Below are 24564 nucleotides of genomic sequence, written 5' to 3'. Positions count from 1 at the left end.
GGCTCACATCCCCAGTGCGGTGCGGGCGTTGGTCCACGCGTCATTGCAGTGCCGAACGGTCTCGCCCTTGGCCTGCGCGGCGGCGAACAACCGCGCGACGTGGGCGTCAGTCAGGCAGCCACACCCGCCGTGGGCGGACAGCACGGCGAGGAAAGTCCGGTAGACGGTCGTGTGGACCGCACTGCGGGCCTCGGCGATGCGCTGCTCGGCCATGCAGATGCCACGCTCCAGGTAGACGGGCGTGCGGTGACGACACTTCCCTCCCCCGACCCGCGCGGGCACGGTGACGACGGGCCGTGCAGGCCGGACCGTGGAGGGCTTCTTCACGGCCAGCGCGCGGACGGCGTCGGGCAGATCGGTCATGGTGCCGGTTCCGGGACCGAGCCACCGCGCGTAGGACATAAGCGACTTGATGTCGACGCCGGGCCGCACAGCGTTCGCGGACTGCATCGGACCCCGGTAGATCCAGTGCTCGCCCCGCGTCGTCGGCACCAAACGGGTGGCGGGTAGGGCCTCACGGGCCCATGCGATGGCTGCCGCGTCGTCCAGGTCGACCACTGTCAGCCCCGCTCCACCGGGGTGGTAGGCAACGGCGGCCGCCTTGCGCCACGCGGATGCCCATGCTGGCGAGGTGAGGACGCGGGGGTCGGTGGTGGCTGCGGCCCAGGCGTGGCAGACGCCGGCGCACTCGCAGGGGCCGGCGTTCTTCATGTTCGACCGGCCGCCGCACGCGTTCCCCTTGCATGCACGGCAGTTGCCGAACGGCACTTTGCCGCGGCGCAGGGGCAGCACGGGCACGCCAGACGCCGCGAGGCTCAGCGCAGTGTGCAGGGGATACGGGGTTGTGGTCATGCGGCGGCCCTCCCTTCCAAGGCGAGGAACTGCGTTGCGATCCAATGGGAGTAGGCCGGGGGTACGGCCTTGCGGGCTTCCAGGTTGGTCATCCAGGTGCAGCCCATGGCGTCGGCGTAGGCACGCTCGCCCTTGTGTGCGAAGGACAGCAGGTCTTTGCGGTGCCAGCAGGGCGGGACCAGGTCACCGCCACCGCCCCACGACGTCTCGAAGGCGCGGTGGCGGCGGACGTTGAGGCCGAATTGGGTGCCGCACAGCAGGTAGTCCGGGCGCAGCATGCCCGCGGCGGCGGTCTCGGGGACGTTCTCCATGACCCACGGTCGGCCGGTGGCCTGCATGGTCTCCCGCCCCGCGTCGATCAGATCGGGGTGGGCGTCCGGGTTGCCGCGCCACCTGGTGACGGTGGCGTACCGCTCGCACGGCCAGGACCCGTGGACCAAGTCGAAAGTGTGGCCGTGCTGGGCGGCATAGGCCAGGGCGTCAGCCTGGACGAAGGTGAAGGGGTAGTTGGCCTGCGGGGCGATGTCGACGCCGACGACGTCGCATCCGGCGAGGTAATAGCCCATGGACAGGCCGCCCGCACCGCAGCACAGGTCCAGCACCCGCAACCGGTTAGGGCGCCGCAGCGGCAGCAGACGGGCGTTCATGCCGCCACCCCCAGCCGGTCCGCGGCCACCAGCGACAGAGCGGCGGTGCCAACGTGGCGGGTGTAGGCCGGGGGGATGCACTCGCGAATGCCGTCGCGGTTCATCCACGGCACCCCGAGCACGCGACGGGCCAAGTCGACGCCGGAGAAGTTGCCGACGAACTGGCCGTAGTGACCGGGCGGGACAGGGCGGCCCATCTTGGCCTGCGGCACCAGGTGCGCGGAGTGGCTGGGCTGGTCGAGGGTGAAGCCGCCGCCGGTCTCGAAGAACCGGTGCCGGTAGTTGGCCAGGCGGAACATCTGCCCGCACAGCATCACCGGGACATGCAGCTTGGGCGCCGCGCCGCGCACGTTCTCCAGCACCCACGGTCGGCCGGTCGCATTGAGCGCGTCGCGGGTGGGGCCGATCAGATCGGGATGGTCGTTGCCGCGCAGGCGCTGGCACTCACTGTCGTGCTGGCAGGGCGGGGAGGCGTGGATGAAGTCGAACTCCATCCAGTGCTCCTGGAGGAAGGCGACGGCGCTGGCCTGGATGAACCGGTAGGGGTAGCGGGGCTGCGGGGCGATGTCGACGCCGGTCACGTCGAATCCGGCGTCGGCGTAGCCCTTCGCGGCACCGCCCTGGCAGCAGTACAGGTCCAGCAGGCGGGGCCGTTTGTCAGTGGGATGGGTCATCCTTGTTTTCTCCGGTTCCTTCGAGGGGTCGGGGTGAGGCAGCCGCGGTCTTTGGCGGGAGGCGGCTGCCTCTTCAGGCGAGACAGGGGGGAATGGCAATGACGACGGCCTGGCTGGTGCTCGCGGTCGGAGACGCACGGCAGCACGGCGGAAATGACGGCTACGACGACAACCCGAGCGAGCACTACAGCTGGGACAGCACCGTCCCCAACTCCGGCCAGATAGCGGCCGGGGACGTGATCGCCGTCTGGAACAAGCAGGAACTCATCGGCGTCTCGGTCATCGAGGACATCGAGACCGGCCAGGCCGAAAAGGCCCGCTACTCCTGCCCGCAGTGCTCACGGGCGGACTTCAAGCGCCGCACCCGGCTCACGCCGGCCTGCCGGTGCAACCAGTGCGGAGCACTCTTTGACGAACCGGTGCAGCGGATCGAACCCGTGACCACCTACCGGTCTCTGCACGCGGCGCAGTGGAAGGACGGGCGCGGCACTCTGACGGGCCGACAGCTGCGGGCGCTGTGCGACTCCCCGAACTCGCAGCTGAGCATGCGTCCGGCGCGATGGGAGAAGCTGCGCGCGGCTCTGGAAGAAGCCTCCGGCCCCGGCTGGCCCGACCCGGACGAGACGGGCCACGGAGCCTGGCGGCCGGTACGTGGCGGGCACCGCATCGTGCGCACCCGCACCCGCAACGGCCAGCAGGGGTTCCGTGCGCAGCTGCTGAGCGAGCAAGGCGAGAACTGCGCCCTCAGCGGCCCCGCTCCCGCAGCCGTGCTGGACGCGGCACACCTGTACGGATACGCCGAAGCCGAAGAGCACTTCGAACACGGGGGGCTGTTGCTCCGGTCAGACCTGCACCGGCTGTTCGACCGCGGCCAGATCAGCATCCGGCCAGACACTGGCCTGATTGACGTCGACGCGAGCCTGCACGGTTACCCGCTCTACGAGCAGCTGCACGGCCAGGCCCCACACGCGCGCCTGCGCCCTGAGCATCGCTCCTGGCTGGCCGCGCACTGGCACGAGCACCGCAGCTGAGGTGCTCAGCCGTGGAAGTGGTTGCGCTTAAAGACGGCTTTGCGGATGTTGACCGTGGTGTCGCCCTGGTGGCCGCTCGTGCTGAAGATCTGCGCGGCGATCCATCCGCCGAAGATGACGGCGGTCAGGATGATGAGCTGGGTGATGAACGCGGTGAGCGCGGCGATGAACGCGGTGAGCAGGATCAGCCCGCCGCAGACCGCGAGGAAGCCGATGCCCCCGAGGGCGACGTTCACGGCCGCGCGGGACACGGGCGGCTTGGCGGTGACCGGTTCCGGGCGGGCGGGTTCGATGGCGTAGCCGGTGACGACGCGGCCGTCCGGGAGGACGATGCTCGCCACCGCCGGAACGGTGCCGGGCTGCACCGGCACGACCGGCGCCGGGGTGGCTTTGGCGAGCGGGTACGGGCTGGGCTGGTGGACTTCCGCGGCCCGCTGTACGGACGCGCCGCGGGTGTGGTCGGGGTACATGCGGAATCCCTTCCGGCACAGGGCCAGGGAGGCAGAGACGCCCCCTTGAGGGGCGCTGCGGAGGGGCATTTCGGGGTCTGACCTGCGTGCTTCCCTGACTCCCTGAACGATCATTTGTGCAGGTCAGGGCCAGAGAGTCGGATCAGGGAGGTGGTCAGGGAGTTCTCCCTGCCTCCCTGACCCGTCGGCGGTGCGCTCCCTGTCATCCGTCGGAGGAAGCGGAACCATCTCCGTCGCGGTTGGCGAGTGCGCGGGCCACGCGATCGCGGGAGACGACCATCACGCCGTCGGACTTGTACGGCTCGGCACCGGCGTCGTCCAGGACACGCTTGAGGTCGATGAACGACCAGCCGCCGTACGCGTCCGCGTTCCGCGTGGCGAGCCGCGCCAGCACGTCCTTGGTCCGCACGCGCGGTGCGTCGCCGACGACGGCGGCGATGTCGGCCAGAGGGTCGTGCTCTTCTTCTCGCGCGATGGCGTGCAGGGTGGTGACACCATCGCGCAGGGCCTTTGCCCGGTCGGTGATGGCCTCGGCTGCGTCGTCGTCGATGTAGTGGGTGCGCACCGTGATGGACGACTGTCCGGCGGGGATGGTGATCCCGTCGGAGGCGACGACCAGGGTTCCCCGGTCCAGGCCCGGACGCAGCAAGTTCGGAGCCGCCCCGCCGTCGACGGCCTTGTCCCCGAGTGCCATGCGGGCCTGGGATTCGGTGCCCAGGGCGAGGGAGGCGCGGGTGTGGGCGCCCTCGCGGACCAGCTTGGGCAGGTTCTCGTTGGTCGGGTCCTGGGTGCCCTGCCACATCAGCACGTTCACGGCCCGCCCTTGGTTGTGGATCTTCCGGACGGCCATGAAGTACCGGGAGTTGGCCTTGGAACCGCCGTAGGGACGCTTCTCGGCGTCCTTGGCCGGGCACATGAACGCCACCTGTGCTTCGTCGACCAGCACGATCAGCGGCGGGAACACGGTGCCGGGCGGCGCCTGGATACGGCGGTTCATCTCGTCCACCGCGCCTTCGACCATCTCGGTCACCTGGATCACGTGCTCATCCGTCGGACCCTGGATCAGGGTCGTGGCGAGACCGTCGAACATGGCCCAGTCGCCCACGCCCTTGAGGTCACCCATGAGGAACTGCACCGACTTGTCCAGCGCGAGCCACAGGGCCAGGGAGCGCAGGGCCACGGTCTTGCCCTGGTTCGACAGGCCCGTGATTAGGAGATGGCGCTGGTACAGGCTCAGCGCGACAGCATCCCCGCGCAGGTCCTGACCCCAGGGGGCGCGTCCCTTGGCGTAGTCGGCGGTCATCGACTCATCGGTGACCAGCGGGGACGGGCCGATCGGCTCGTCCAGCGCACCCGAGTCGGCGATCCACAGCCGCACCGTCCGCGCGGCCTGCGGGATCGTGATGAACACCTCGTATTCGTGCCGGGTGAGGTTCTCGGCGAGCTTGCGGCGCTTGTTCTGGACCTCGTTGGTCGAGACCCCGGAGGGAAGGGTCACGTCGACTTCCACACCGCATCCGGCGATCCGGATCGGACCGAGCATGGAAGCGCCAGCGTCGCCCATCTCCTTGATGGCGCGCGCCAGGGCCGGCACTCCGAGGTCACGCAGGGCCTTGACCACGATCGACGGCGTGATCGGCTCACCCTCGCCGTCGCGGACGTTAGCGGGCAGTGCCCAGCTCGGCGCGGCCTGCTGCTTGCGGCCCACGGACCACAGGGCGAGCAGCGCAAGGAACGGGCCGATCGAAAGCGCCGGGCCCCAGACAACCTGCACGATCCGGATCAGCAGCGCGATGAAGTCGATCGTCGCCGACAGAGGGGTGATGACGTCGCCGACGTGGCCGCTGTTGAGGGCCATGACGACGCCGAGGGCGACCAGGACACCGATGCTCATGCCGGCGCCGACGGCCACGCCCTTGGCGGCCTCCACGGGCGAGTGCAGGAGGTCCATGCGGCGGTGGTGGCGGGCGGCGCGGAAGCGCTGCAACCGCTCCTCCCACTCCTCTGCCGCTTCCAGGTTCCCCGCGGCTTCCGCCGCCCGGATCATCCGCTCGTACCGGGACCCGGTACGACCGTCCCAGGCCCGGCGGCCCACGATCCGCCCGCCGTTGAAGGTGTAGAGGCCGTGCCGGGCCGCAGCCCGCACCGTCGCCCGCGTCGACTCGTGGGTGGCGGCAGTCTTCACCGCGCGGCCGGACCGGATCCACAGCGGCACGGGCGGGGCCGGTGGCGCGTCGGGGACGACCGTGAGCACGGTGGGGGCGGTGTCGGGGGTCGGGGGGTCGGTGGGCTTGTGGAGGTGGACGACGTTCTCAGACATGCTGGAAGTGCTCCTGACTGCCCCCAGGGGGCGAGAGTAAGGGAGAGGGCCGGGGTGGCCGTGTCCGTGGAAAGTCCCGGTCACCCCGGCGCAAGGAACCGGCTGGTTAGAACCAGCCGGACGACTTCCTCTTGGCCTTGTCGCGGGCGGCCTCGGTCGTTAGGCGCTGACGCTCGCCGTGCAGGGCAGTCAGCTCCGCACTCAGCCGCATCTCGGCAGCGCTGCCAGTGGCGTCCATCTGCTCCTCGGCACGGCCCGTGCTGCGGCCCCGGGCGGCCCGGTAGGAGCCGCCAGCCACGGCGCGAGCCATAGCCCGGCGCTCACGGCCGTTCATCGGCCACAACTCGCCCCGGCGAACCGCTTCCAGCTTCTTCTCGGTCGCCCGGATCTCACGGTCCAGACGGCGCAGGTCGGAGTTGCTCATGTCAGATGCTCCTCAGGGAGACGGCCGCGTCTGCGGCGGCGGTGTTCGGCATGGCGGTCCTCTCAGACGTTGGCGGTGACGGTGGGGCGGCGGGCGGTGTCGGCTGCGGCGACCTTCGCGGCGGAGTGGAACCGGGGGGTGTCACCCTTGCGGCGGCGCGGCGGAACGGGCCGCTTCCGGGCACCCTTGGCCGGCTTCTCGGCGGTAGGGGGGACTTGGGTTGCGACCTGCGGCTTCTCGCGGTGAATCGGCACGACGTTGCCGGTGTCAGGAAGCACGAATTGCGGGTGCGCCAGCCCCGCGCGGATGCGTCGCGCGACGGCATCGGCGTCGGGCTGGCGCGCCTCGATCAGGCAGGTCGCGGAGGCAACGCCTCGCTTCTCCAGGCGGGGTGTCATGCCGGGTTCGGTCGGCCCGTGCACGACCTCCCACGCACGCTTCCACGCCTCCTCGGCGGGCAGCGTGCCGAAGGGCGCGGCGGAGACCAGACGGCGCGCGACTCGCAGCACGTCGCCGTGGTGACGACGGCGACGGGCCGCGTGGCGGCGGCGCTCCTTGGCGTCCTCGTCGCGGGCGGCGAAGGTGGAGACCCACTGGCGGATCTCGAAGACAGCCGGACCCAGCACCGTGACGGCAGCGAGTCCGGCGCCGGCCGCCGCAGCGTTGTCCGCCGACAGCCCGTGCGGGCCGTCGACCAGGGAGAGGCCGTAGCCGTAGTTGATGGACGCCGCGAACCCAGCGCAGGCAGCGACCAGGGCCCGCAGGAGCCAGCGCACCCAGCCGGGCGCGGAGCGCGCATCGGCGTAGGCGACACCAGCCGCCATCACCCACGCCGCACCCTCCAGCCCCAGCGGGACGGGCAGCAGCATCACGGAGATGCCGACGAAGTGCACGATCTGCGCGGGCAGGGAGGCGAGCCCGGAGGCGACGACCAGGGCGAGGGTGCCGTTTCGGTAGATCCGCTCTGGCGTCAACGCCACGGCCCAGCGCTCGGCCCGCTCCCGGCGGCGCTCCTGGCGATCGGCGCGGTCGGCCTGCTTGTCGGCACGGGCCTGTTCCCGCAGCCGCGCCGCCCGCTCATCGGCCGTCTTCTGGCGCTCGGCCCGACGGTCCTCGGCGGCTGCGGCGTCGATGCGGCGCTGCTCGGCCTCGGCGGCCTGGTCGGCCCGCCGCTCCTGGCGGTAGGTGCTCATGCTCATGAGGCACCGCCCCAGGTGATGACGCCCGCGACGACCAGCAGGGCTCCGGCCAGGCACGTCAGGTCGATAGCGCGGCGCAGGCGGCCGAACTTGGCCACCGCGATGCGGGACAGGGTGGCGATGTGTGCGGGGCGGTCGTCCTCGGCGAACGCTTCGCGGATCTCGTCGGGGGTGAGAGTCGCCCACTTCGGGAAGCCCTGCGGGCGGGCCCCGCCCAGGTTCGGGCGGACCGTCCACAGCAGGTAGTTGGCGGCGGCCAGCAACACCGCCACACCGGCCGCGCCGAACGCGAGGGCGGCGGTGGGCAGGTGGACGCTGGTGGCGACCGTCCAGGCTCCGGCCAGCATGGCGCCGGTGAACGCCAGCAGGAGGGACGCCTTGGTGTCAGTGCGAGCCAGTTCGGCCTTGACCTCCGCGTGCGCGGCGGTCAGCGCGGTGTCCCGGTAGCTCACGCCCCCACCTCCGGCACGAACGCCGGGGCGGAGGACAGATTCGCAAGCTCCCGCCGGGCGGCCAGCACCCGGCGCCGCGCCCGACGCAACCGACGCTCATCCAGCTCCGATGGCACCCGGTCCAGCAAGGCAATCTGCACATCCAGCAGCGCGACACGAGCGGAGATGAGCGGCATCTCCGCCTCGATCGCATCCAGCTCCGCGTCCGTCGGCTCACGGTCGAAATCAGCGGCGGTAACAACCGCCTGAACAGGAACGATGTACCTCATTGGGTCGTGCTCCTCTCACAGTGGAACGGCCCAACTGCGGCTCCCGGGGTGCCACCCGGGAGCCGCGCGCCGTTGAAGTCGGTAAGTCCGGCTCCCCTCAGCGCTGCTCGTACGCGACGAGCAGCGGAGGCAACCGGCCGCAGACATGAGCGCTGCGGAGAGTCGAATCGCGCTGTACCTCACACGGAGATCCCGTGTGGCTGCCTTCTTGGCCGAGGAGAGGCGGCGTGATCCCCATTCAGTTGTCAAGGAGCCGGCGCTTCCTTCGAGCCCGTTTCACGGAGCCCTCCGGGCGGCGGACACAGGTGTGTCGAGGCGACCGCCGCTCAACCGATCCGACCGGCGGGCACATCCCTAAGGTTCCCTAGGGTTCCCTGTGGTGTCAAGCGGTAAGCTAGGGAACCTCAGGGATCTGACGACGAGGAGCGGACGACATGGCAGGCCAGGCCGACAATCGGGCGCCTTACGCGAGGATTGCCGCCCACTACGCGGAGCTGATTACGTCTGGTCAGCTACAGCCAGGAACCCTCTTGCCGAGCATCAAGAACCTCTCGGAAGAGTGGAAGGTGAGCACGGCGACAGCCGAGAAAGCCCTGCGCAAGCTGCGCAACGAGGGGCTCGTCCGTGGCATCCACGGCATCGGCACCGAAGTACTGGACCAGCCGACTCCGATGTCCTCCGGAGCTCAGCGGCAGGACCGGGAACGCCGTACCGGCTCTAGCTGGGGGGACGGCGAGCGGTCCGACTCGCACCAGGCGGCCGTGGTGCCCGCGCCCTCTGAGGTGGCGCAAGCACTGGACATTCAGCCCGGCTCCGAGGTCGTTCGCCGTAGCCGCGTCTACAGGGACCGGCACGGCATCGTGGCTCACAGCACGTCATGGATTCCCGCTCGGTACGGGAAGCTGATCCCGCAGCTAGCAGCGAGTGAACGCCTGACGGGGGGAACCTCGCTTCAGCTCATTGCCCAGGCAACCGGGCATCCGATCAGCCACCGCATCGACACAGCCTCTGCCCGCCAACTGACGCCGGAGTACGCGCGGCTCTTGGAACTGGACCCCGACAACCCGCCGGCCGAACCTGTGGTCGTGATGACCGCGAAGTTCGTCGACAGCGAGGGCAACATCGTGGAGTACGGCGTCGACCTCGGAGGGCCGGGCCGGACATGGCGCACAGAGTCGGAGGTCACCTCGTGACGGTCGTGGATGACACGCTCGTGAGCATGCTCGAAGACCGACTAGATACGCTGCTTGCGGTTCGCCGGGCTGGCACAATCACGCCCGAAGCCGAAGCAGAGGTGGCTACCATCTCCCGAACCTTGACGAGACCGATGTCCCCACACCGACCGTTCTGCGTCCTGATGGCCGGACTACCCGGCTCCGGCAAGACCACGCTCTCCCGCGCTCTCACGGCTCGCGGGTTCGTACGACTGTGCCCGGATGAGGAGATGCACCGCCGGCACGGCGTCTACGGAGTCGACTTCCCCCGGGGCACCTTTCCCACCCTTGAACGGCCGGTCCTCGAAGACGTGGCGGTCGACCTCCGGGAACAGCTCAAGGCCGGGCATGATGTCGTCGTCGACCACGGCTTTTGGACCCCGGAGGACCGGGCGCGATGGCAAGCCATCGCCACCGAGGCTGGCGCGGTCCCCGTACTCGTCTACCTCGCAGCCAGCCATGATGAGCTCTGGGCACGGATCAGCAAGCGCAACGAGTTCCACGCAGACGATCCGAACTCGATCTACTTCTCGGAGAGCGACCTCCAGCGGTACCGAACCCGGTTCGTCCCCCCTCAAGCAGACGAACCGCACCTCCTCTACGAGGGCGACCCTGCGGACGTGATAGCGGCCATGGAATCCTCTCGCCCCTGACGCAGTACGGGCTTAACCGCAGATCACCCTGCGGTTCCCCGTCTCGGTTTCCGCCTCATTCACCCCCGTCCGGAGGTGTGCAAGCCCGTTGACGCGCCGGAGCGAGGTACGGGCCCGTGTTCCGTCTTTAGCAACGCTTTAGGTTCACTGGCGAAGGAAAGCCGTCCAATTGGTTAAGGAGGCGCATCCTATCCCAATGGTTTTTGGCGCGAGCCGCCATTAGCGAAGAAGTCTCTTGCAACCTGGACATCCAACCCAGTGGACCGCCACTCGTGGGGCGGGAAGAACACAGGGTCCGATCCGGCGACGACATCGTATGTCACCGAAATACCCTCCATATCCACGCTCATCTTAGCTATTTCCGGGAGCGGAGCTTCACGGATCGACTCAAGCATCCGGCCGATATAAACAACATCGCCATCGCTGGCTTTAATCATCTGCCCGAGGGTTCGATAGTCAATGATTGCGCAACCAGAGCTCTCTTTTTCGAAAAACATCCCTGAGTTCTGCGATGTCACAATGAGAGCCTTGAGTACTATATGGCCGTCACTGAGAGGCGTTGGGTCCAGAGAAAGGACTCGCTCAGCCAGAAGGTTGATTCCAGCTTCCGATCCTAACGTTTCGAGCACGCTAGTCACCTGGTCAAAGGCTTTCGAGAGGCCGCCCTTGTTCAGGGCCCGAAGGTAGTCTTTCGCCCAGTAGGCTGGGAGGGTCGCTTTAGCCTCAATAGCGAAAACAAAATATCCAAGCGTTTCCTCGCGCGAAATAACCAGTAGATCGATATCGGGAGCCTTTGAATCGATCGAGGCGAGTTGGACATTCCGCTGCACCAGGAAGCCGGCTTCCCCGAACATCGATGCGAGGCGATCGACAAATTGATCCCCAAGCTTATTGCTGACTCTAGAAAGGAACCAGTTCGGGTCTCGACTGGCTTGGACTCTCAACAGGTGTGCCGGTATGTCATCGTCAATTATGCTCTCGGCGGTCATTAGGAGTTCCGGGAGCGCGGGATGGTCGACGATATTGTAATACATTGGCTGGAGCTTCTTGTTAGGCGAGTACGTCAGATCGCCAAGAATGGAGCGAATTTCCGAGTCGGTCAATCCGGTGCCGACTACGAGTTCCTCTACGATCTGATCCTTTGGGAACTGGAAGGATGCCCAAGTAGAATTAGCCCTAGCATAGTATCTATGATAGAGCGCCTTGGCGAGGAGATACTCGTACACGCGACGGAAACTCTCGTAGCTGTATCCCTTCAGGGAAATCTCGGCGGAGGCAGCGTCCAGCAGATCAAACTTCAGGCGCGCACGCACCTTAGCCTCGGCGAGTGTTGACGCGAAAGCCTCCACGATGTGCTCGCCATTGCCGTATTCTTCTTTGCCGCGCAGCAATTCTTCGATCTCAGGACTATTCACGCCCTGACGGTGCATCTCGATGCCGTCCAAAATTGTGGCATTCCACCCCTGGGCGAACTGTCGAGGTATAGAAGGGTCGGCGAATTCGATGGATATCCGGTTTTGCTCAAATTTCCACGAGAAGGATCCTGGTGAGTTGTAACTGTAGTACAGATACTCTCTGATGAGGTAGTAATGCGACAGGAATTCTAGATCTTCGAATACTACCCCGATATCGCTTTCTCTGGTTGATGTGGTGCTCTTTATGAGCAAAGGCAGCGCGACGTCAAGGCCTCTCTTAAGCATATTGGCCAACCCGTTCATCTCGGGACGGGAGTCGGCCATCGATATAGCCCCGAACACATCGCGAAGGACAGAAGGTGCGGGCATCTTGAAAATTTCCCGACTCGCCATTTCCTTATCGATGGCTTGTTCGAGCGATTTGAGCTGCTCGATGCTCATCTAAGTCAACCTTCCGACTTCAGACCTGGTTGGCGCACGTCAGCCGGGCTGATGGAAAACGAAGGAAAATGGATCTGCCAGCTGGCCGCCATGCACGACGCATTTGTCGATTTCCAACTCCCTGTCGGCCAAAGAAGCCACGAACCCCCTAGAGTCCTTCCAGTCAGCCCTAAGCTGACGCCCGAAAGAAAGGCCAACGACCGACGATGCGCCGGCCTGCTTCAGTGCGTAGGCGGCACTGACCATAGTGCCACCGGTCGTGAAGGTGTCATCGAACAACAGTATTCGTTGCCCCTTTACGGCAGGGCTTGCGGTAAACAAGCCCGGCACTATCTGCGCCCGCCGCGTTTCCGCCTTCGAAGCCTCATTCTTATATAGAGCGCCGCTGACCCATTCGGAGGAGAAGTCCCGTACAGTATCAATCACGGCATCTAAATGCCGGAGTCCTCCACGTGTAGAAGAATGCGATGGCATCGCAACGCGCAGATTAAATTCCCCGCCGTAAAAACTCTCCACGCATCGTAGATGCTGCGCCATGAACGTCCACAGGAGTGACCCTAATGGCAGCCTTAACCATGCATCGGAAGGCTCATTTTTGGCGCACGCCAGAATTCCCTCAAGGCCAGCATTGAGGGAATAGCAAATCGGAACGAATCCATCTAGCACCGACGACAGAGTGTGCCGGCAGTCGTAACAGCGCTCATAAGGCGTTCCCTGCGGGCCAACTCGCGTTGGGGTTCGGCATAAGGAGCATGTGCCAGCATCCTCAGGCAGGACTGACGGGGCGGCGTGTTTCTCGTGCAGCCACTGCACCCAGTTCCTGGTACTCCAGTCACGATCGTTAGGACGCAGAAAACGGCGGTAGGACAACCTCGACCCCCTGTGTGCAGCTCGAACCCCACCGCAAGGCTAGTCATGCCGTCCGCCAGCAGGCAATCACCTAGCGTCAAACAGGAGCTGCGTTGGGGCCTGCGCCTCCTCTGCGCGAACGGGACGCATCAGGATTTCGAGCATCTGTTCGGTACTCGCCACGGGGGTGGCCCGCTGAGCCTCAACCATCTTCTGCGCCCAAGGCTGCTGATCCACAAGGGACTGGAGCAACAGCACGTGCCGACCCTGCTCGGCTGCCACGCGAGCCTGCATCTTGGCGCCAGAAGTCCCCGACGCCTCGATCACGACGCTGCCCAGGCTGATCCCAGACGTGACGTGGTTTCGTCGCGGGAAAGTATCTCGACCAGGTGAACGGGAAGGCCAGAACTGAGAGGTAATTAGGCCTTGCTCGGCGATTTCCTCCGCGAGATCAAAGTTCTCTTTCGGGTAGCACCTTGTAATGCCCGTGCCGATTACTGCGATGGTCCGACGCTCGAAATGGAGTGCTGTGCGGTGCGCGGCCGAATCGACACCGCGAGCCAGACCTGACGAGATCGTGTACCCGGCTTCACTGAGTTCACGCGCCACCATGCGGGCTCGTGAAAGGCCCAGATCTGTTGCGTCACGCGTACCTACGACTGCGACTGAGCGCGCGTCAGCTTCATAATCGAGCTTCCCGCGGTAGAACAAGAATGGAGGCAGATCGGTTACGGTCCGCAGATTCTCGGGGTACTCAGGATCTAGTACCGTGACTAGACTGGCTCCGACTCCCCTGGCCTGCTCCAACTCGCCTTCAACGCGGCTGAAGTGCTCGCTCAGAGCACGCGCCCTTAGGCCTTCACGGAGTACCGGAAGGGCCTTCCGAGCGGCGGCAGATTCTTCGGGGATGAACCCCTCACACAGGCTGTCGAGGTGCCCCTTCAACGCACACCGGGCGATCAGTGACCAATCGACGCTCTTACCCTCTATGCGGAGTGAGCAAAGCGCTAACAAGCGCATCCGTGCTTCATCGATCATCTCTATCTCCTTCTACTCAAAGATCACTGTTCGAAGGATCGATGACTGAAAGTCTAGAGGTCAGGTACACCACGCTGCCACCGTTACACACTCCGAGAATGGACGGACTGTGGGCTTGCAGCAGATGACCCAGATGACCTGCGCCGATGGAACGCAAGTCACAGCTGGCATACCCGGAGCGTCACCCGAACGTGACCTTCCGCCGCGCAGCGGCGTTCATGCGTCCAACCTGATGCGCGACCCCGAGTCGATGCTTGTCCTGGTCTTTGTCCAGTGCACCGCCGACCGCCGCCGTTCGCCAACGTGCGCGCACTCCATCTGACCTGCCCCGTGAACCCCGACGAACGCCCCCGGACGGCCACGCGGACAGTTGGAAAGCGTGTTGGGGGCAACCCCTCGCGAGCTGAAATCTCGCATCTTCCGCCGCCTGAACCTGCAAGACAACGGTCGTGCCCTGGGGATGCCAAATCGAGGGGGGCGGGGCCTCTGCAGTAGCGGCTCGTTACGGGACGACCCGGCCGCACGCGAGGGCACAACGAGGGCACAACAGCTTCGCGCGGGTTCAACGTCAGCCAACGCCAACAAACGTCATATGCCCTGGTCAGCGGCGTAGCTTGACAGTTTCCACAGATGATGCGGGCGAGGGCGGCACCTCCGCACAAGGTGCCGCCCTCGTTTAGGTGCCGGAGCCTGCGGCGGGGCTGGTGAGGGTTCGGGGCCCCGCCGACGGCTCCGGTGGGCTGGTCGCCGGTCGCCGCGGACGCGCTGGGCGCCCGCGGCGACCGGAGCGGTCAGCGGCTGTCGCTGCCCTTGCTCTCCGCGGCCGCGCGGCCCGCCTCCAGTCGTGCGACCGGGATGCGGAACGGGGAGCAGGAGACGTAGTCCAGGCCCACCTCGTGGAAGAAGTGGACGGACTCCGGGTCGCCGCCGTGCTCGCCGCACACACCGAGCTTGAGGTCCGGGCGGGTGGCCCGGCCGGCCGCGGCGGCGTTGCGGACGAGGGAGCCGACGCCGTCCTTGTCGATGGTCTCGAACGGGCTGACGCCGAAGATGCCCTTCTCCAGGTACGCGGTGAAGAAGCTGGCCTCGACGTCGTCGCGGCTGAAGCCCCAGACCGTCTGCGTGAGGTCGTTGGTACCGAAGGAGAAGAAGTCGGCGGACTCGGCGATCTGACCGGCCGTGAGGGCGGCGCGGGGCAGCTCGATCATCGTGCCGAGGGTGAGCCGGAGGCTGACGCCGTGGGTCTGCTCGACCTCGGCGATGACCTGCTCGGCCTCCTCGCGGACGATCTCCAGCTCCTGGACGGTGCCCACCAGCGGAATCATGATCTCCGCACGCGGGTCGCCCTTGGCGTTCTTGCGCTCGGCGGCCGCCTCGGCGATCGCGCGCACCTGCATCGCGAACAGGCCGGGGATGACCAGGCCGAGGCGGACGCCGCGCAGGCCCAGCATCGGGTTCTGCTCGTGCAGCTTGTGCACGGCCTGCAGAAGCCGGAGGTCGTTCTCGTTGGCGTCCTTGCGGGCCTCGGCGAGCGCGACCCGGACCGAGAGCTCGGTGATGTCGGGCAGGAACTCGTGCAGCGGCGGGTCCAGCAGCCGTACGGTCACCGGCAGCCCGTCCATCGACTCGAACAGCTCGATGAAGTCGGCCTTCTGCAGCGGCAGCAACTGGGCGAGCGCGGCGTCCCGGTCGGTCTCGGTGTCGGCCAGGATGAGGCGCTCGACCATCTCGCGGCGCTCACCGAGGAACATGTGCTCGGTGCGGCACAGGCCGATGCCCTGGGCGCCGAACCGGCGGGCGCGGGCGGCGTCCTCGGCGTTGTCGGCGTTGGCCCGCACGCGCAGCCGGCGGACCCGGTCCGCGTACGCCATGATCCGGTGGACGGCCTTGACCAGCTCGTCCGCGTCGTCGGCGCCGGCGTGCATCCGGCCCTCGAAGTACTCCACGACCGGGGAGGGCACGACCGGCACCTCGCCGGCGTAGACCTTGCCGGTGGAGCCGTCGATGGAGACGACGTCGCCCTCTTCGATGACGGTGCCGTCGCCGGTCGTCATCCGGCGGGACTTGGTGTCGACCTCCAGCTCCTCGGCGCCGCAGACACAGGTCTTGCCCATACCGCGGGCGACGACGGCGGCGTGCGAGGTCTTGCCGCCGCGGGAGGTCAGGATGCCCTCGGCGGCGATCATGCCGTTGAGGTCGTCGGGGTTGGTCTCCCGGCGGATCAGGATGACCTTCTCGCCGGAGCGCGACCACTTGACCGCGGTGTACGAGTCGAAGACGGCCTTGCCGACCGCCGCGCCCGGGGAGGCGGCGATGCCGCGGCCGATCATCTCGGACTTCGCGCCCAGGTCGAAGCGGGGGAACATCAGCTGGGCGAGCTGCGCGCCGTTGACCCGCTGGAGCGCCTCGGCCTCGTCGATCAGGCCCTGGTCGACGAGCTGGGTGGCGATCCGGAAGGCGGCACCGGCGGTGCGCTTGCCGACCCGGGTCTGCAGCATCCACAGCTTGCCGCGCTCGATGGTGAACTCGATGTCGCACAGGTCCTTGTAGTGCGTTTCGAGCGTCTCCATGATCTGCATCAGCTGGTCGTAGGACGCCTTGTCGATCTGCTCCAGGTCCGCGAGCGGGACCGTGTTGCGGATACCGGCGACGACGTCCTCGCCCTGCGCGTTCTGCAGGTAGTCGCCGTAGACGCCCTGGTGGCCGCTGGCGGGGTCGCGGGTGAAGGCGACGCCGGTGCCGGAGTCGGGGCCGAGGTTGCCGAAGACCATGGAGCAGACGTTGACGGCCGTGCCGAGGTCGCCGGGGATGCGCTCCTGGCGGCGGTAGAGCTTGGCGCGGTCGGTGTTCCAGGAGTCGAAGACCGCGCGGACGGCGAGGTCCATCTGCTCGCGCGGGTCCTGCGGGAAGTCCCGGCCGGTCTCCTTGGCGACGATGTCCTTGAAGTCCGCGACCAGGCCCTTGAGGTCCTTGGCGTCGAGGTCGACGTCGACGCGGACGCCCTTGGCCTGCTTGGCCTCCTCCAGCGCGTCCTCGAAGAGCTCGCCGTCGACGCCCAGCACGGTCTTGCCGAACATCTGGATGAGGCGGCGGTAGGAGTCCCACGCGAACCGTTCGTCGCCGGCCTGCGCGGCGAGGCCGGAAACCGACGCGTCGGAGAGGCCGATGTTGAGGACGGTGTCCATCATGCCGGGCATGGAGAACTTCGCCCCGGAACGTACCGATACGAGCAGCGGGTCGTCGGCCTGACCGAGCTTCTTGCCCATCTTCCGCTCAAGGGCGTCGAGATGCTCGGAGACCTCGGCACGCAGTGCCGCCGGCTCGGTGCCGCTCTCCAGGTAGACCTTGCAGGCCTCGGTGGTGATCGTGAAGCCCGGAGGGACGGGAAGCCCCAGGTTGGTCATCTCGGCAAGGTTCGCACCCTTGCCGCCTAGGAGGTCCTTGAGCTCCTTGTTGCCCTCGGTGAAGTCGTAGACGAACTTCGCGGAAGAAGGCTGGGTTACGTGGGGATCTTGTGTTTCCGGCACGGCACTGACTCCTCGCCGACGGGCTGCCCTGACGGCGAGGAACATACCCAGATCGAAGGCGTATGGGTACGTCCACTTGGTCGACATAAGCGTGTAACCAGGCGTCCGCCAGCAGATCGAAAGTGATCATGCGTTCTTGCCTGCGTTCACTACCTGAATGCATCACTCCGCAGCGCAATCGAAGTAGGGAGTGATCACTACGGAGCGCAATCCATGACTTGATCACTCGAACACATGATGCGTGGCACCGGGTGCCACCATTGGAGAGGTGGAGCCCGGCGCACATCGCTCATCTGAGCGCGCCACCTATCAGGGGTGGCGAGAATCACGCGCTCATGTGTGCTGGGGTCCCATCATTTGGACCCGCTGCGGCCGCCACCCGATCCACGAAACCGTCGACCAGGATGCGTGCCCGCTCCCGGACGGACGGCAGATCTGCACGCAATTCGGCCACCCGCTGATTCGGGTCGCCCACGGGAACCGGGGGCCGGGCCCCAGCAACTCGGGGGCGGGGCACCGAGCGTCAGGATCAGGCCATAGTTCCCGGTCGGCGGGAAGGCCGTGTCGACGTCCGGGTTCGTATACCGCTCGGCCGGCACCACATGAGGTGCGTCGAGCTCATCGCCCCGTTCGGCCGGCCGCTTGCCGACATCGGCCCGGATGCGAGGAGGGGGAGCACCACTCACGCGCCGTGGTCTCGTGCACGATCACCTGTCCACCGCGCGGGCCCCCGGACCGGATCACCGCCGCGAGGCCCTTCCGGTACGGCCGCGGAGCAGCGGGACCAGCGCCAGCGCACCGAGCAGGGCGCCGACCGCGACCGGCAGCGCGGTGGCGTGCAGGGCTTCGGCGGATGCGGAAGCGGCCGCGGACACGGATCCGGGTACGGCTGCGGAGACGGATCCGGCCTGGGTGCCGGCCGCCTGCGGCCCGTCGGCGAGGGACAGAAAGACGCTGCCGTACGCGGCGACACCGACGACTTGGGCGATCTGCGGGACGGTGGTGAGCACCCCGCTGGCATCGGCGGCATCGGCGGGGGCGATGCCGGACAGGGCGAGGGTCAGCAGCGGACTGGTGGTGTAGCCCAGGCCGAGGCCCCACAGCAGCTGGAGCACCAGGAGTACGAGACCGCCCCGGCCGCCCGCGCTCAGGGTAAGGCCGATGCCGAGGTAGCCGGCCGCGGCCAGCACGCAGGCGGCGGCGATCATGCGCAGATGCCAACGGGCGGGCAGCCTCTGCCAGGTGAGGCTGCCGGTGGCGACGCCGAGGGCCAGCGGTGCGAAGGTCAGCCCGGCGCGGATCGCGGACTCGCCGAGCCCCGACTGCAGGTGCTGGGAGAAGGAGAACAGGAAGCCGGCGTATCCGGCCATGCTGAAGAAGAGGGCGGCGGCACCGCACACCAGGGCTCGCGACCTCAGCACCCGGCCCGGGACGAGCGGCGCGCCGCCCCGGCGGGCAACGGCCCGCTCGACCAGCACGAACAGCGCGAACGCCGGGACCGCGGCGATCAGAGCGCCAACGGCCCACCGCGGCCAGTGCTGCTCATGGCCCAGGACCAGCGGGACGACCAGCAGCAGCAGCGCGGTGGTCAGCGTGAGGACGCCGGGCAGGTCCAGCCCCTTGGACGACGGGGCGGTCCGGCGCGGCAGCAGCCTCACCGCCGCGACCAGCAGCGCCGCCCCCACCGGCACATTGATCAGGAAGACCGGGCGCCAGCCGGTGCCGAACAGGTCCGCGCTGACCAGCAGCCCGCCGGCGACCTGGCCGACCACCACGGCCAGGGCGACCACCGTCGCGTACAGGCTCAACGCCCGGGCCCTGGCCCGGCCTTCGAACGTCAGCTGGATCAGGCTGTAGATCTGGGGAACCATCAGCCCCGCGCCGACACCCTGGACCACACGGGCGCCGATCAGCACCCCCGCCCCTGGTGCCAGCCCGCAGCCGAACGAGGCCAGGGTGAAGGTGGCGAGGCCGAGCAGGAAGACGGTGCGGAATCCGTGCCGGGCGCCGAGCCGGGCGCCGGTTATCAGCAGCGCGGCATAGGAAATCGTATAGCCGGCGACAATCAACTGGAGTGCGGAACCGGTGGCATGGAGATCGGTGCGCATCGTCGGGGTGGCGACATTCACCACGGTCGCGTCCAGCAGCGCCATGAACACCGCGCCGAGAATGACGAGGAGAATTCCGTTGGGGTGCGGTCGGTTTCTCTTCCGGTGGGGCGGGGCGGCGGCCGGCGTCGGCCGCGTTACGGGGATATCCGGGTCGTAGGTCGACTCACTCATGACAGCGATGATCACGACCGCCGTATTCGGGTACCAGAGATCCAGTGATCCTGGTACCGGCGGTATCTGGCACGGCGTGACGGCATCCCGCATGATGGTGCGGTGTCAGCGATCACCACCCGTAGCGCAGCCGCCGCGGCCTCCCGGCGCGGTGAACTCGCCGCGTTCCTGCGACTCCGCCGGGAGCGCATCACGCCCGAGGAGGTGGGCCTGCCCGGCGGGCCGCGACGGCGCACCCCGGGACTGCGCCGCGAGGAGGTCGCCCAGCGCGCCGGCGTCGGAGTGGCCTGGTACACCTGGCTCGAACAGGGCCGGGCGATCAATCCGAGCGTGCAGGTGCTCGACGCCATCGCCCGCGCGCTGCTGCTCGGCCCGGAGGAGCGCGCCCATCTGCACCGGCTCGCCGGTGTCCCCGGCGCCGTCGGCTGCCCGCCGGCCCGGCATCCGCTGCCGCCCGAGGCGCAGAACTTGCAGACCATTCTGGATTCGCTGAGCCCGTTGCCGGCGAGTGTGGCGTCCGCCGGATATGACGTACTGGCTTTCAACGACGCATACGCCGCGCTCGACCCGCGGATGGAGTTGCTCGCGCCGTCCGACCGCAATGTGCTGTGGCGGCTTTTCACGGCGGACGAGGAAAGTCAGCCGCTGGTCGACTGGGAACGGGAAGTCTCCTTCATGGTCGGGCAGTTGCGGGCCGAATTCGGGCGGCGGCTGACCGATCCGCGCTGGCGCGCGTATATCCGGAAACTCTCCGAGGCCAGCCCGCTTTTCGTGGAACTGTGGTCCCGGCACGAGGTCTCGGCACCGGTCACGCACCGCAAGCAATTCCGTACCGTCGACGGCCGCACCGTCGCGATCACCGCCACGGGTTTCACGACGACCGCCGTCCCCGACGCCAAGATGTGGGTCTATACGCCCGCCGACCAGGACGCGGCCCGGGTGATCGGCGAACTGCTCGACCGCTACCGGGAGATCGGAGCGGCGGGGCTGGTGGCCGCGGGGGCGGGGGCGGGGAGCTGATGAGTGGTCGGGCCCTGGTGGTCGCAGTCCTGGTCGTCGGAGTCCTGACCGCGGACAGGCCCTATCGCTTCGCCCGTCGGCCGCTGCGCCGTGGTGGCGGGGCCTGGCCGTCCAGCAGCTCCAGTCGCCGCTGGGCGCCCCGGGTCTCGACCTGCACCACGACCCGGCGCAGCAGATCCGCCAGGTCCAGCGCCTCGTCGTCGCTCAACCCCTCGGTGACGAATGCCTCCTCGGCGTTGAACTCCGGGAAGACCCGGGCCATCAGCCGCTCGCCCTCGGGCGTCAGGGAGAGCAGGGCGAGCCGCCCGTCGTCCGGATGCGCCCTGCGCTCCATCAGACCGCGGGTCTGGAGGGTGCGGGCGACGCCGGTGAGCGTGCCCTTGGAGATGCCCGCCTCCTCGGCGACCCGGCGGGTCTCCCGCTCGCCACGGATCCACACCACCCACAGCACGACGAAGGACGTCCAGGTCAGCTCGGCGCCGCGCAGTACGGAGTTCTCGAAGTGCTGGCGCACCGCGGCCGCCGCGCGGTAGATGTTCGCCACCGCGGCCATCTGCTCGTAACGGACGGGAGTGTCACCGAGCTTGGCCTGGACGGCCCGCTCGGTGTCTCCGGCGCTCCCGGGCTTCTCCCTGGCCCCGGCCTGCTCGGTGGCCCACAGGACAGGGTCTGCGTTCACCACGGCATCTCCCTCGGCGTCGTCCGCGGTGCCGGTCCGCAACCTGCCCGCTGCCTGCCGGGGGCGGTGCGCGGCCGTACGGTCGGCCGTGCGCCCGCACCCCGTACGGACTCAAACGGTAGCGCGGCGCTCACCGCCCGTTCCTCATCCGTGCCGCCGACACGCCCGGCTCCGCCGCGAACCCCCGTACCGCGGCGGGCCGGTGTGGCACGGGCAATGCTGCTGCGCCGAGCAGTGGGGCGCCTCACCAGCAGGGGGGAGACGCCGGGGTCCGGCTCCCCCGTTCGGGGGAGCCGTGCGACGAGGCGCCCCGGGTGCGGCCGGTCTCAGCCGCCCGAGGTGTCCAGCTCGGCGTCCGCGTCGACGCCCCGGCAGTCGTAGGGGTCGTCCAGCCAGCCGTCCGGCAGGACGACGCGGTTGCGGCCCGACGTACGGCCGCGCGGGCCGTCCGCGCCCGCCGGCCACGGCTGATCGAGGTCCAGCTCCGACAGCAGCGCGTCCAGCTCGTCGAGCGAGGAGGTGACCGCGAGGCTGCGGCGCATCTCGGAACCGACCGAGAAGCCCTTGGTGTACCAGGCGACGTGCTTACGGAAGTCGATCACACCGCGCGCCTCGTCGCCGATCCACTCGCCGAGCAGCGTGGCGTGCCGCAGCATCACCGCCGCGACCTCCTTGAGCGTCGGCTGGGCGTAGGTGCCGGTGCCCTCGAACGCCGCCACCAGGTCGCCGAAGAGCCAGGGCCGACCCAGGCAGCCGCGCCCCACGACGACCCCGTCGCAGCCGGTCTCCCGCATCATCCGCTTGGCGTCGTCGGCGGACCAGATGTCGCCGTTGCCGAGCACCGGGATCTCGGGGACGTGCTCCTTGAGGCGGGCGATGGCGTCCCAGTCGGCGGTGCCGCCGTAGTGCTGGGAGGCGGTCCGTCCGTGCAGGGCGATCGCGGTGACGCCCTCCTGGGCGGCGATCCGCCCGGCGTCCAGGTAGGTGATGTGGTCGTCGTCGATGCCCTTGCGCATCTTCATCGTCACCGGCAGCGCGCCCGCGTTCGCCACCGCCTCGCGCAGGATGGAGCGCAGCAGGTTGCGCTTGTACGGCAGCGCGGAGCCGCCGCCCTTGCGGGTCACCTTCGGGACCGGGCAGCCGAAGTTGAGATCGATGTGGTCGGCGAGGTCCTCCTCCGCGATCATGCGGGCGGCCTTGCCGACGGTGTCCGGGTCGACGCCGTAGAGCTGGATCGAGCGCGGCTTCTCGGTCTCGTCGAAGTGGATCAGCTGCATGGTCTTCTCGTTGCGCTCGACCAGCGCCCGCGTCGTGATCATCTCGCTGACGAAGAGGCCCTTGCCGCCGGAGAACTCCCGGCACAGCGTCCGGAACGGGGCGTTGGTGATCCCCGCCATCGGCGCGAGGACCACGGGCGGCTGCACCGCGTGCGGACCGATCTGCAGCAGAGTCATGGCGGCGATACCTTCGGCTTTCTTCGACTTCCGTTGGCGGGGCGGGCGGGCCTCGGCCGTACGGGGGGACCGGCCGCTGCGACCTCCTATTGTCCCGCACCGCGGGAGTGGCCCTGCCAGAGCCGCCGGAGTGGCCCCGCCAGAGCCGACCGGCCCAGATGGTTGTAGCGTTCAACCATGCCTGACCTCAGCCGCCGGCGTCGACTCCTCGTCCTGGCGATCTGCTGCCTGAGCCTGCTGATCGTCAGCCTCGACAACACCGTCCTGAACGTCGCCCTGCCCTCCATGCAGCGCGAACTGAGCGCCTCGGTCGCCGGCCTGCAGTGGACGATCGACGCCTACACGCTGGTGCTGGCGTCGCTGCTGATGCTGGCCGGGTCGACCGCCGACCGGCTCGGGCGGCGACGGGTCTTCCTGGTCGGGCTGGTGGTCTTCGCGATCGGGTCGCTGCTGTGCAGCCTGGCGCCGGACCTGGGGTGGCTGGTGGTCTTCCGGATGGTGCAGGCGGTCGGCGGCTCGATGCTCAACCCCGTCGCGATGTCGATCATCACCAACACCTTCACCGAGCCCCGGGAGCGGGCCCGCGCCATCGGGGTGTGGGGCGGCGTCGTCGGTATCAGCATGGCGGCCGGGCCGGTGATCGGCGGGCTGCTGGTGCAGAGCGTCGGCTGGCGCTCGATCTTCTGGATCAACGTCCCGATCGGTGCCCTCGCGCTTCTGCTCACCCTGCGCTACGTGCCCGAGTCGCGCGCGCCCCGGCCGCGCCGGGTCGACCCGGTCGGCCAGCTGCTGGTGATCACCCTGCTCGGCTCGCTGACGTACGCGATCATCGAGGCGCCGGCCGCCGGCTGGGCGTCCACCGAGATCACCGCGTGCGTGCTGGTGGCGATCGTCTCGCTGGCGGCACTGATCGCCTACGAGCGGCGCCGCGCCGAGCCGCTGCTCGATCTGCGGTTCTTCCACAGCGCCCCGTTCAGCGGCGCCACCGTCGTGGCGGTCTGCGCCTTCGCCGCGCTCGGCGGCTTCCTGTTCATCAACACCCTGTACCTGCAGAACATCCGCGGGCTGTCCGCCCTGTCCGCCGGGCTCTACATGCTGCCGATGGCGGGGATGACGCTGATCTGGGCGCCGGTGTCGGGGCGGCTGGTGGGCGGCCGCGGGCCGCGGCTGCCACTGCTGCTCGCGGGTACCGCGATGGGCGCCAGCGGACTGCTCTTCGCCGCCTTCGACGCGCAGTCGTCGGCCGCCTTGATGTTCACCGGCTACGTCCTCTTCGGGATCGGCTTCGGCCTGGTCAACGCGCCGATCACCAACACCGCGGTGTCCGGCATGCCGCGCGCCCAGGCCGGGGTGGCCGCCGCCGTGGCCTCCACCAGCCGGCAGGTGGGGCAGTCCCTCGGCGTTGCGGTGATCGGCGCCGTACTGGCGGGCGGGGCGCACGCCGCGGCCACCGAGGACGAGTTCCTCGCGGCCGGCCGCCCCGCCTGGTGGATCATCACCGGCTGCGGTGCCGCCGTCCTGCTGCTCGGCGCCCTGACGACGGGCCGGTGGGCGAGGGCGACGGCAGCCCGCACGGCGTCACTGTTCGAGGAGGAACGACGGGGTGAGCGGGCGACGGGGGCGGAGGGGGCGCGGTCGTGAGTAACGGCAGTCT

The 24564-nt window shown here is 68.3% G+C and carries 21 protein-coding genes; 5 read left to right on the top strand and 16 right to left on the bottom strand.

Going from position 1 to position 24564, the window contains the following annotated elements; all coding sequences use genetic code 11:
* Positions 1 to 3: 3 nt before the first annotated feature.
* From ACZ4NB_RS24975 to ACZ4NB_RS24965, 3 genes are read right to left on the bottom strand one after another with little or no spacing between them, the layout of a single operon-like run.
* Entirely contained in the window at positions 4 to 852 is an 849-nt protein-coding gene (locus tag ACZ4NB_RS24975; RefSeq protein ID WP_467664867.1) for a bifunctional DNA primase/polymerase, read from the bottom strand.
* Positions 849 to 1499, bottom strand: coding sequence for a DNA cytosine methyltransferase (locus ACZ4NB_RS24970; RefSeq protein WP_467664865.1), 651 nt, complete (start codon positions 1497 to 1499; stop codon positions 849 to 851). The genes ACZ4NB_RS24975 and ACZ4NB_RS24970 overlap by 4 nt, the downstream gene beginning before the upstream one ends.
* The gene (locus ACZ4NB_RS24965) at positions 1496 to 2173 is read right to left on the bottom strand and encodes a DNA cytosine methyltransferase (protein WP_467664864.1); all 678 of its coding nucleotides are present in this window, start codon (positions 2171 to 2173) and stop codon (positions 1496 to 1498) included. Before ACZ4NB_RS24965 ends, ACZ4NB_RS24970 begins: the two co-directional genes overlap by 4 nt.
* A gap of 92 nt (positions 2174 to 2265) precedes the next feature.
* Here ACZ4NB_RS24965 and ACZ4NB_RS24960 point away from each other — a divergent pair, with 92 nt between their 5' ends.
* Positions 2266 to 3204, top strand: a complete 939-nt coding sequence (locus ACZ4NB_RS24960) for an HNH endonuclease (RefSeq protein WP_467664862.1) — start codon at positions 2266 to 2268, stop codon at positions 3202 to 3204.
* Between the two features lie 5 nt (positions 3205 to 3209).
* On the opposite strand, the gene ACZ4NB_RS24955 is transcribed toward ACZ4NB_RS24960, so the two are convergent.
* The 6 genes from ACZ4NB_RS24955 to ACZ4NB_RS24930 all read right to left on the bottom strand — a co-directional run bounded on the left by ACZ4NB_RS24955 (position 3210) and on the right by ACZ4NB_RS24930 (position 8338).
* Positions 3210 to 3674 carry a hypothetical protein gene (locus ACZ4NB_RS24955; protein WP_467664861.1) on the bottom strand — a complete coding sequence of 155 codons (465 nt, stop codon included), beginning with the start codon at positions 3672 to 3674 and terminating at the stop codon, positions 3210 to 3212.
* A 202-nt stretch (positions 3675 to 3876) separates the two neighbouring features.
* Positions 3877 to 5994: an FtsK/SpoIIIE domain-containing protein gene (locus tag ACZ4NB_RS24950; RefSeq protein ID WP_467664859.1), complete on the bottom strand. Its 2118-nt coding sequence runs from the start codon at positions 5992 to 5994 to the stop codon at positions 3877 to 3879.
* A gap of 106 nt (positions 5995 to 6100) precedes the next feature.
* Entirely contained in the window at positions 6101 to 6418 is a 318-nt protein-coding gene (locus ACZ4NB_RS24945; protein WP_467664857.1) for a hypothetical protein, read from the bottom strand.
* A gap of 62 nt (positions 6419 to 6480) precedes the next feature.
* Positions 6481 to 7617 (bottom strand): hypothetical protein, encoded by a 1137-nt coding sequence (locus ACZ4NB_RS24940; protein WP_467664855.1) that lies wholly within the window; start codon positions 7615 to 7617, stop codon positions 6481 to 6483.
* Complete coding sequence (locus tag ACZ4NB_RS24935) at positions 7614 to 8069, bottom strand: Pycsar system effector family protein (RefSeq protein ID WP_467664853.1); 456 nt, start codon at positions 8067 to 8069, stop codon at positions 7614 to 7616. The genes ACZ4NB_RS24940 and ACZ4NB_RS24935 overlap by 4 nt, the downstream gene beginning before the upstream one ends.
* Positions 8066 to 8338 carry a DUF6284 family protein gene (locus ACZ4NB_RS24930; protein WP_467664851.1) on the bottom strand — a complete coding sequence of 91 codons (273 nt, stop codon included), beginning with the start codon at positions 8336 to 8338 and terminating at the stop codon, positions 8066 to 8068. The genes ACZ4NB_RS24935 and ACZ4NB_RS24930 overlap by 4 nt, the downstream gene beginning before the upstream one ends.
* 434 nt (positions 8339 to 8772) lie before the next feature.
* On the opposite strand from ACZ4NB_RS24930, the gene ACZ4NB_RS24925 reads away from it, so the two are divergent.
* Positions 8773 to 9531 (top strand): GntR family transcriptional regulator, encoded by a 759-nt coding sequence (locus ACZ4NB_RS24925; RefSeq protein WP_467664849.1) that lies wholly within the window; start codon positions 8773 to 8775, stop codon positions 9529 to 9531.
* Positions 9528 to 10205 carry a P-loop nucleotide/nucleoside kinase family protein gene (locus ACZ4NB_RS24920; protein WP_467664847.1) on the top strand — a complete coding sequence of 226 codons (678 nt, stop codon included), beginning with the start codon at positions 9528 to 9530 and terminating at the stop codon, positions 10203 to 10205. Before ACZ4NB_RS24925 ends, ACZ4NB_RS24920 begins: the two co-directional genes overlap by 4 nt.
* A gap of 188 nt (positions 10206 to 10393) precedes the next feature.
* Here ACZ4NB_RS24920 and ACZ4NB_RS24915 read toward each other — a convergent pair whose 3' ends face one another.
* The 5 genes from ACZ4NB_RS24915 to ACZ4NB_RS24895 all read right to left on the bottom strand — a co-directional run bounded on the left by ACZ4NB_RS24915 (position 10394) and on the right by ACZ4NB_RS24895 (position 19757).
* Positions 10394 to 12061, bottom strand: coding sequence for a hypothetical protein (locus tag ACZ4NB_RS24915; RefSeq protein ID WP_467664845.1), 1668 nt, complete (start codon positions 12059 to 12061; stop codon positions 10394 to 10396).
* 39 nt (positions 12062 to 12100) lie between these two features.
* Positions 12101 to 12727 (bottom strand): ComF family protein, encoded by a 627-nt coding sequence (locus ACZ4NB_RS24910; RefSeq protein WP_467664843.1) that lies wholly within the window; start codon positions 12725 to 12727, stop codon positions 12101 to 12103.
* Between the two features lie 270 nt (positions 12728 to 12997).
* Positions 12998 to 13948 carry a DNA-processing protein DprA gene (locus ACZ4NB_RS24905; protein ID WP_467664841.1) on the bottom strand — a complete coding sequence of 317 codons (951 nt, stop codon included), beginning with the start codon at positions 13946 to 13948 and terminating at the stop codon, positions 12998 to 13000.
* Positions 13949 to 14739: 791 nt separating this feature from the next.
* Positions 14740 to 17520: a pyruvate, phosphate dikinase gene (gene ppdK, locus ACZ4NB_RS24900; RefSeq protein WP_467664893.1), complete on the bottom strand. Its 2781-nt coding sequence runs from the start codon at positions 17518 to 17520 to the stop codon at positions 14740 to 14742.
* A 695-nt stretch (positions 17521 to 18215) separates the two neighbouring features.
* Positions 18216 to 19757, bottom strand: a complete 1542-nt coding sequence (locus tag ACZ4NB_RS24895) for an MFS transporter (protein WP_467664839.1) — start codon at positions 19755 to 19757, stop codon at positions 18216 to 18218.
* A 102-nt stretch (positions 19758 to 19859) separates the two neighbouring features.
* Here ACZ4NB_RS24895 and ACZ4NB_RS24890 point away from each other — a divergent pair, with 102 nt between their 5' ends.
* The gene (locus ACZ4NB_RS24890; RefSeq protein WP_467664837.1) at positions 19860 to 20777 is read left to right on the top strand and encodes a helix-turn-helix transcriptional regulator; all 918 of its coding nucleotides are present in this window, start codon (positions 19860 to 19862) and stop codon (positions 20775 to 20777) included.
* A 61-nt stretch (positions 20778 to 20838) separates the two neighbouring features.
* On the opposite strand, the gene ACZ4NB_RS24885 is transcribed toward ACZ4NB_RS24890, so the two are convergent.
* Together ACZ4NB_RS24885 and dusB are read right to left on the bottom strand one after the other, a co-directional pair.
* Positions 20839 to 21456: a MarR family winged helix-turn-helix transcriptional regulator gene (locus ACZ4NB_RS24885; protein ID WP_467664835.1), complete on the bottom strand. Its 618-nt coding sequence runs from the start codon at positions 21454 to 21456 to the stop codon at positions 20839 to 20841.
* Positions 21457 to 21782: 326 nt separating this feature from the next.
* Positions 21783 to 22910, bottom strand: a complete 1128-nt coding sequence (gene dusB, locus ACZ4NB_RS24880) for a tRNA dihydrouridine synthase DusB (RefSeq protein WP_467664833.1) — start codon at positions 22908 to 22910, stop codon at positions 21783 to 21785.
* A gap of 177 nt (positions 22911 to 23087) precedes the next feature.
* Here dusB and ACZ4NB_RS24875 point away from each other — a divergent pair, with 177 nt between their 5' ends.
* Complete coding sequence (locus ACZ4NB_RS24875; RefSeq protein WP_467664831.1) at positions 23088 to 24551, top strand: MFS transporter; 1464 nt, start codon at positions 23088 to 23090, stop codon at positions 24549 to 24551.
* Positions 24552 to 24564 lie beyond the last annotated feature (13 nt).

Source organism: Streptomyces sp. NPDC026575 (assembly GCF_055567415.1).
This window is presented reverse-complemented; position numbering and strand designations above follow the sequence as displayed.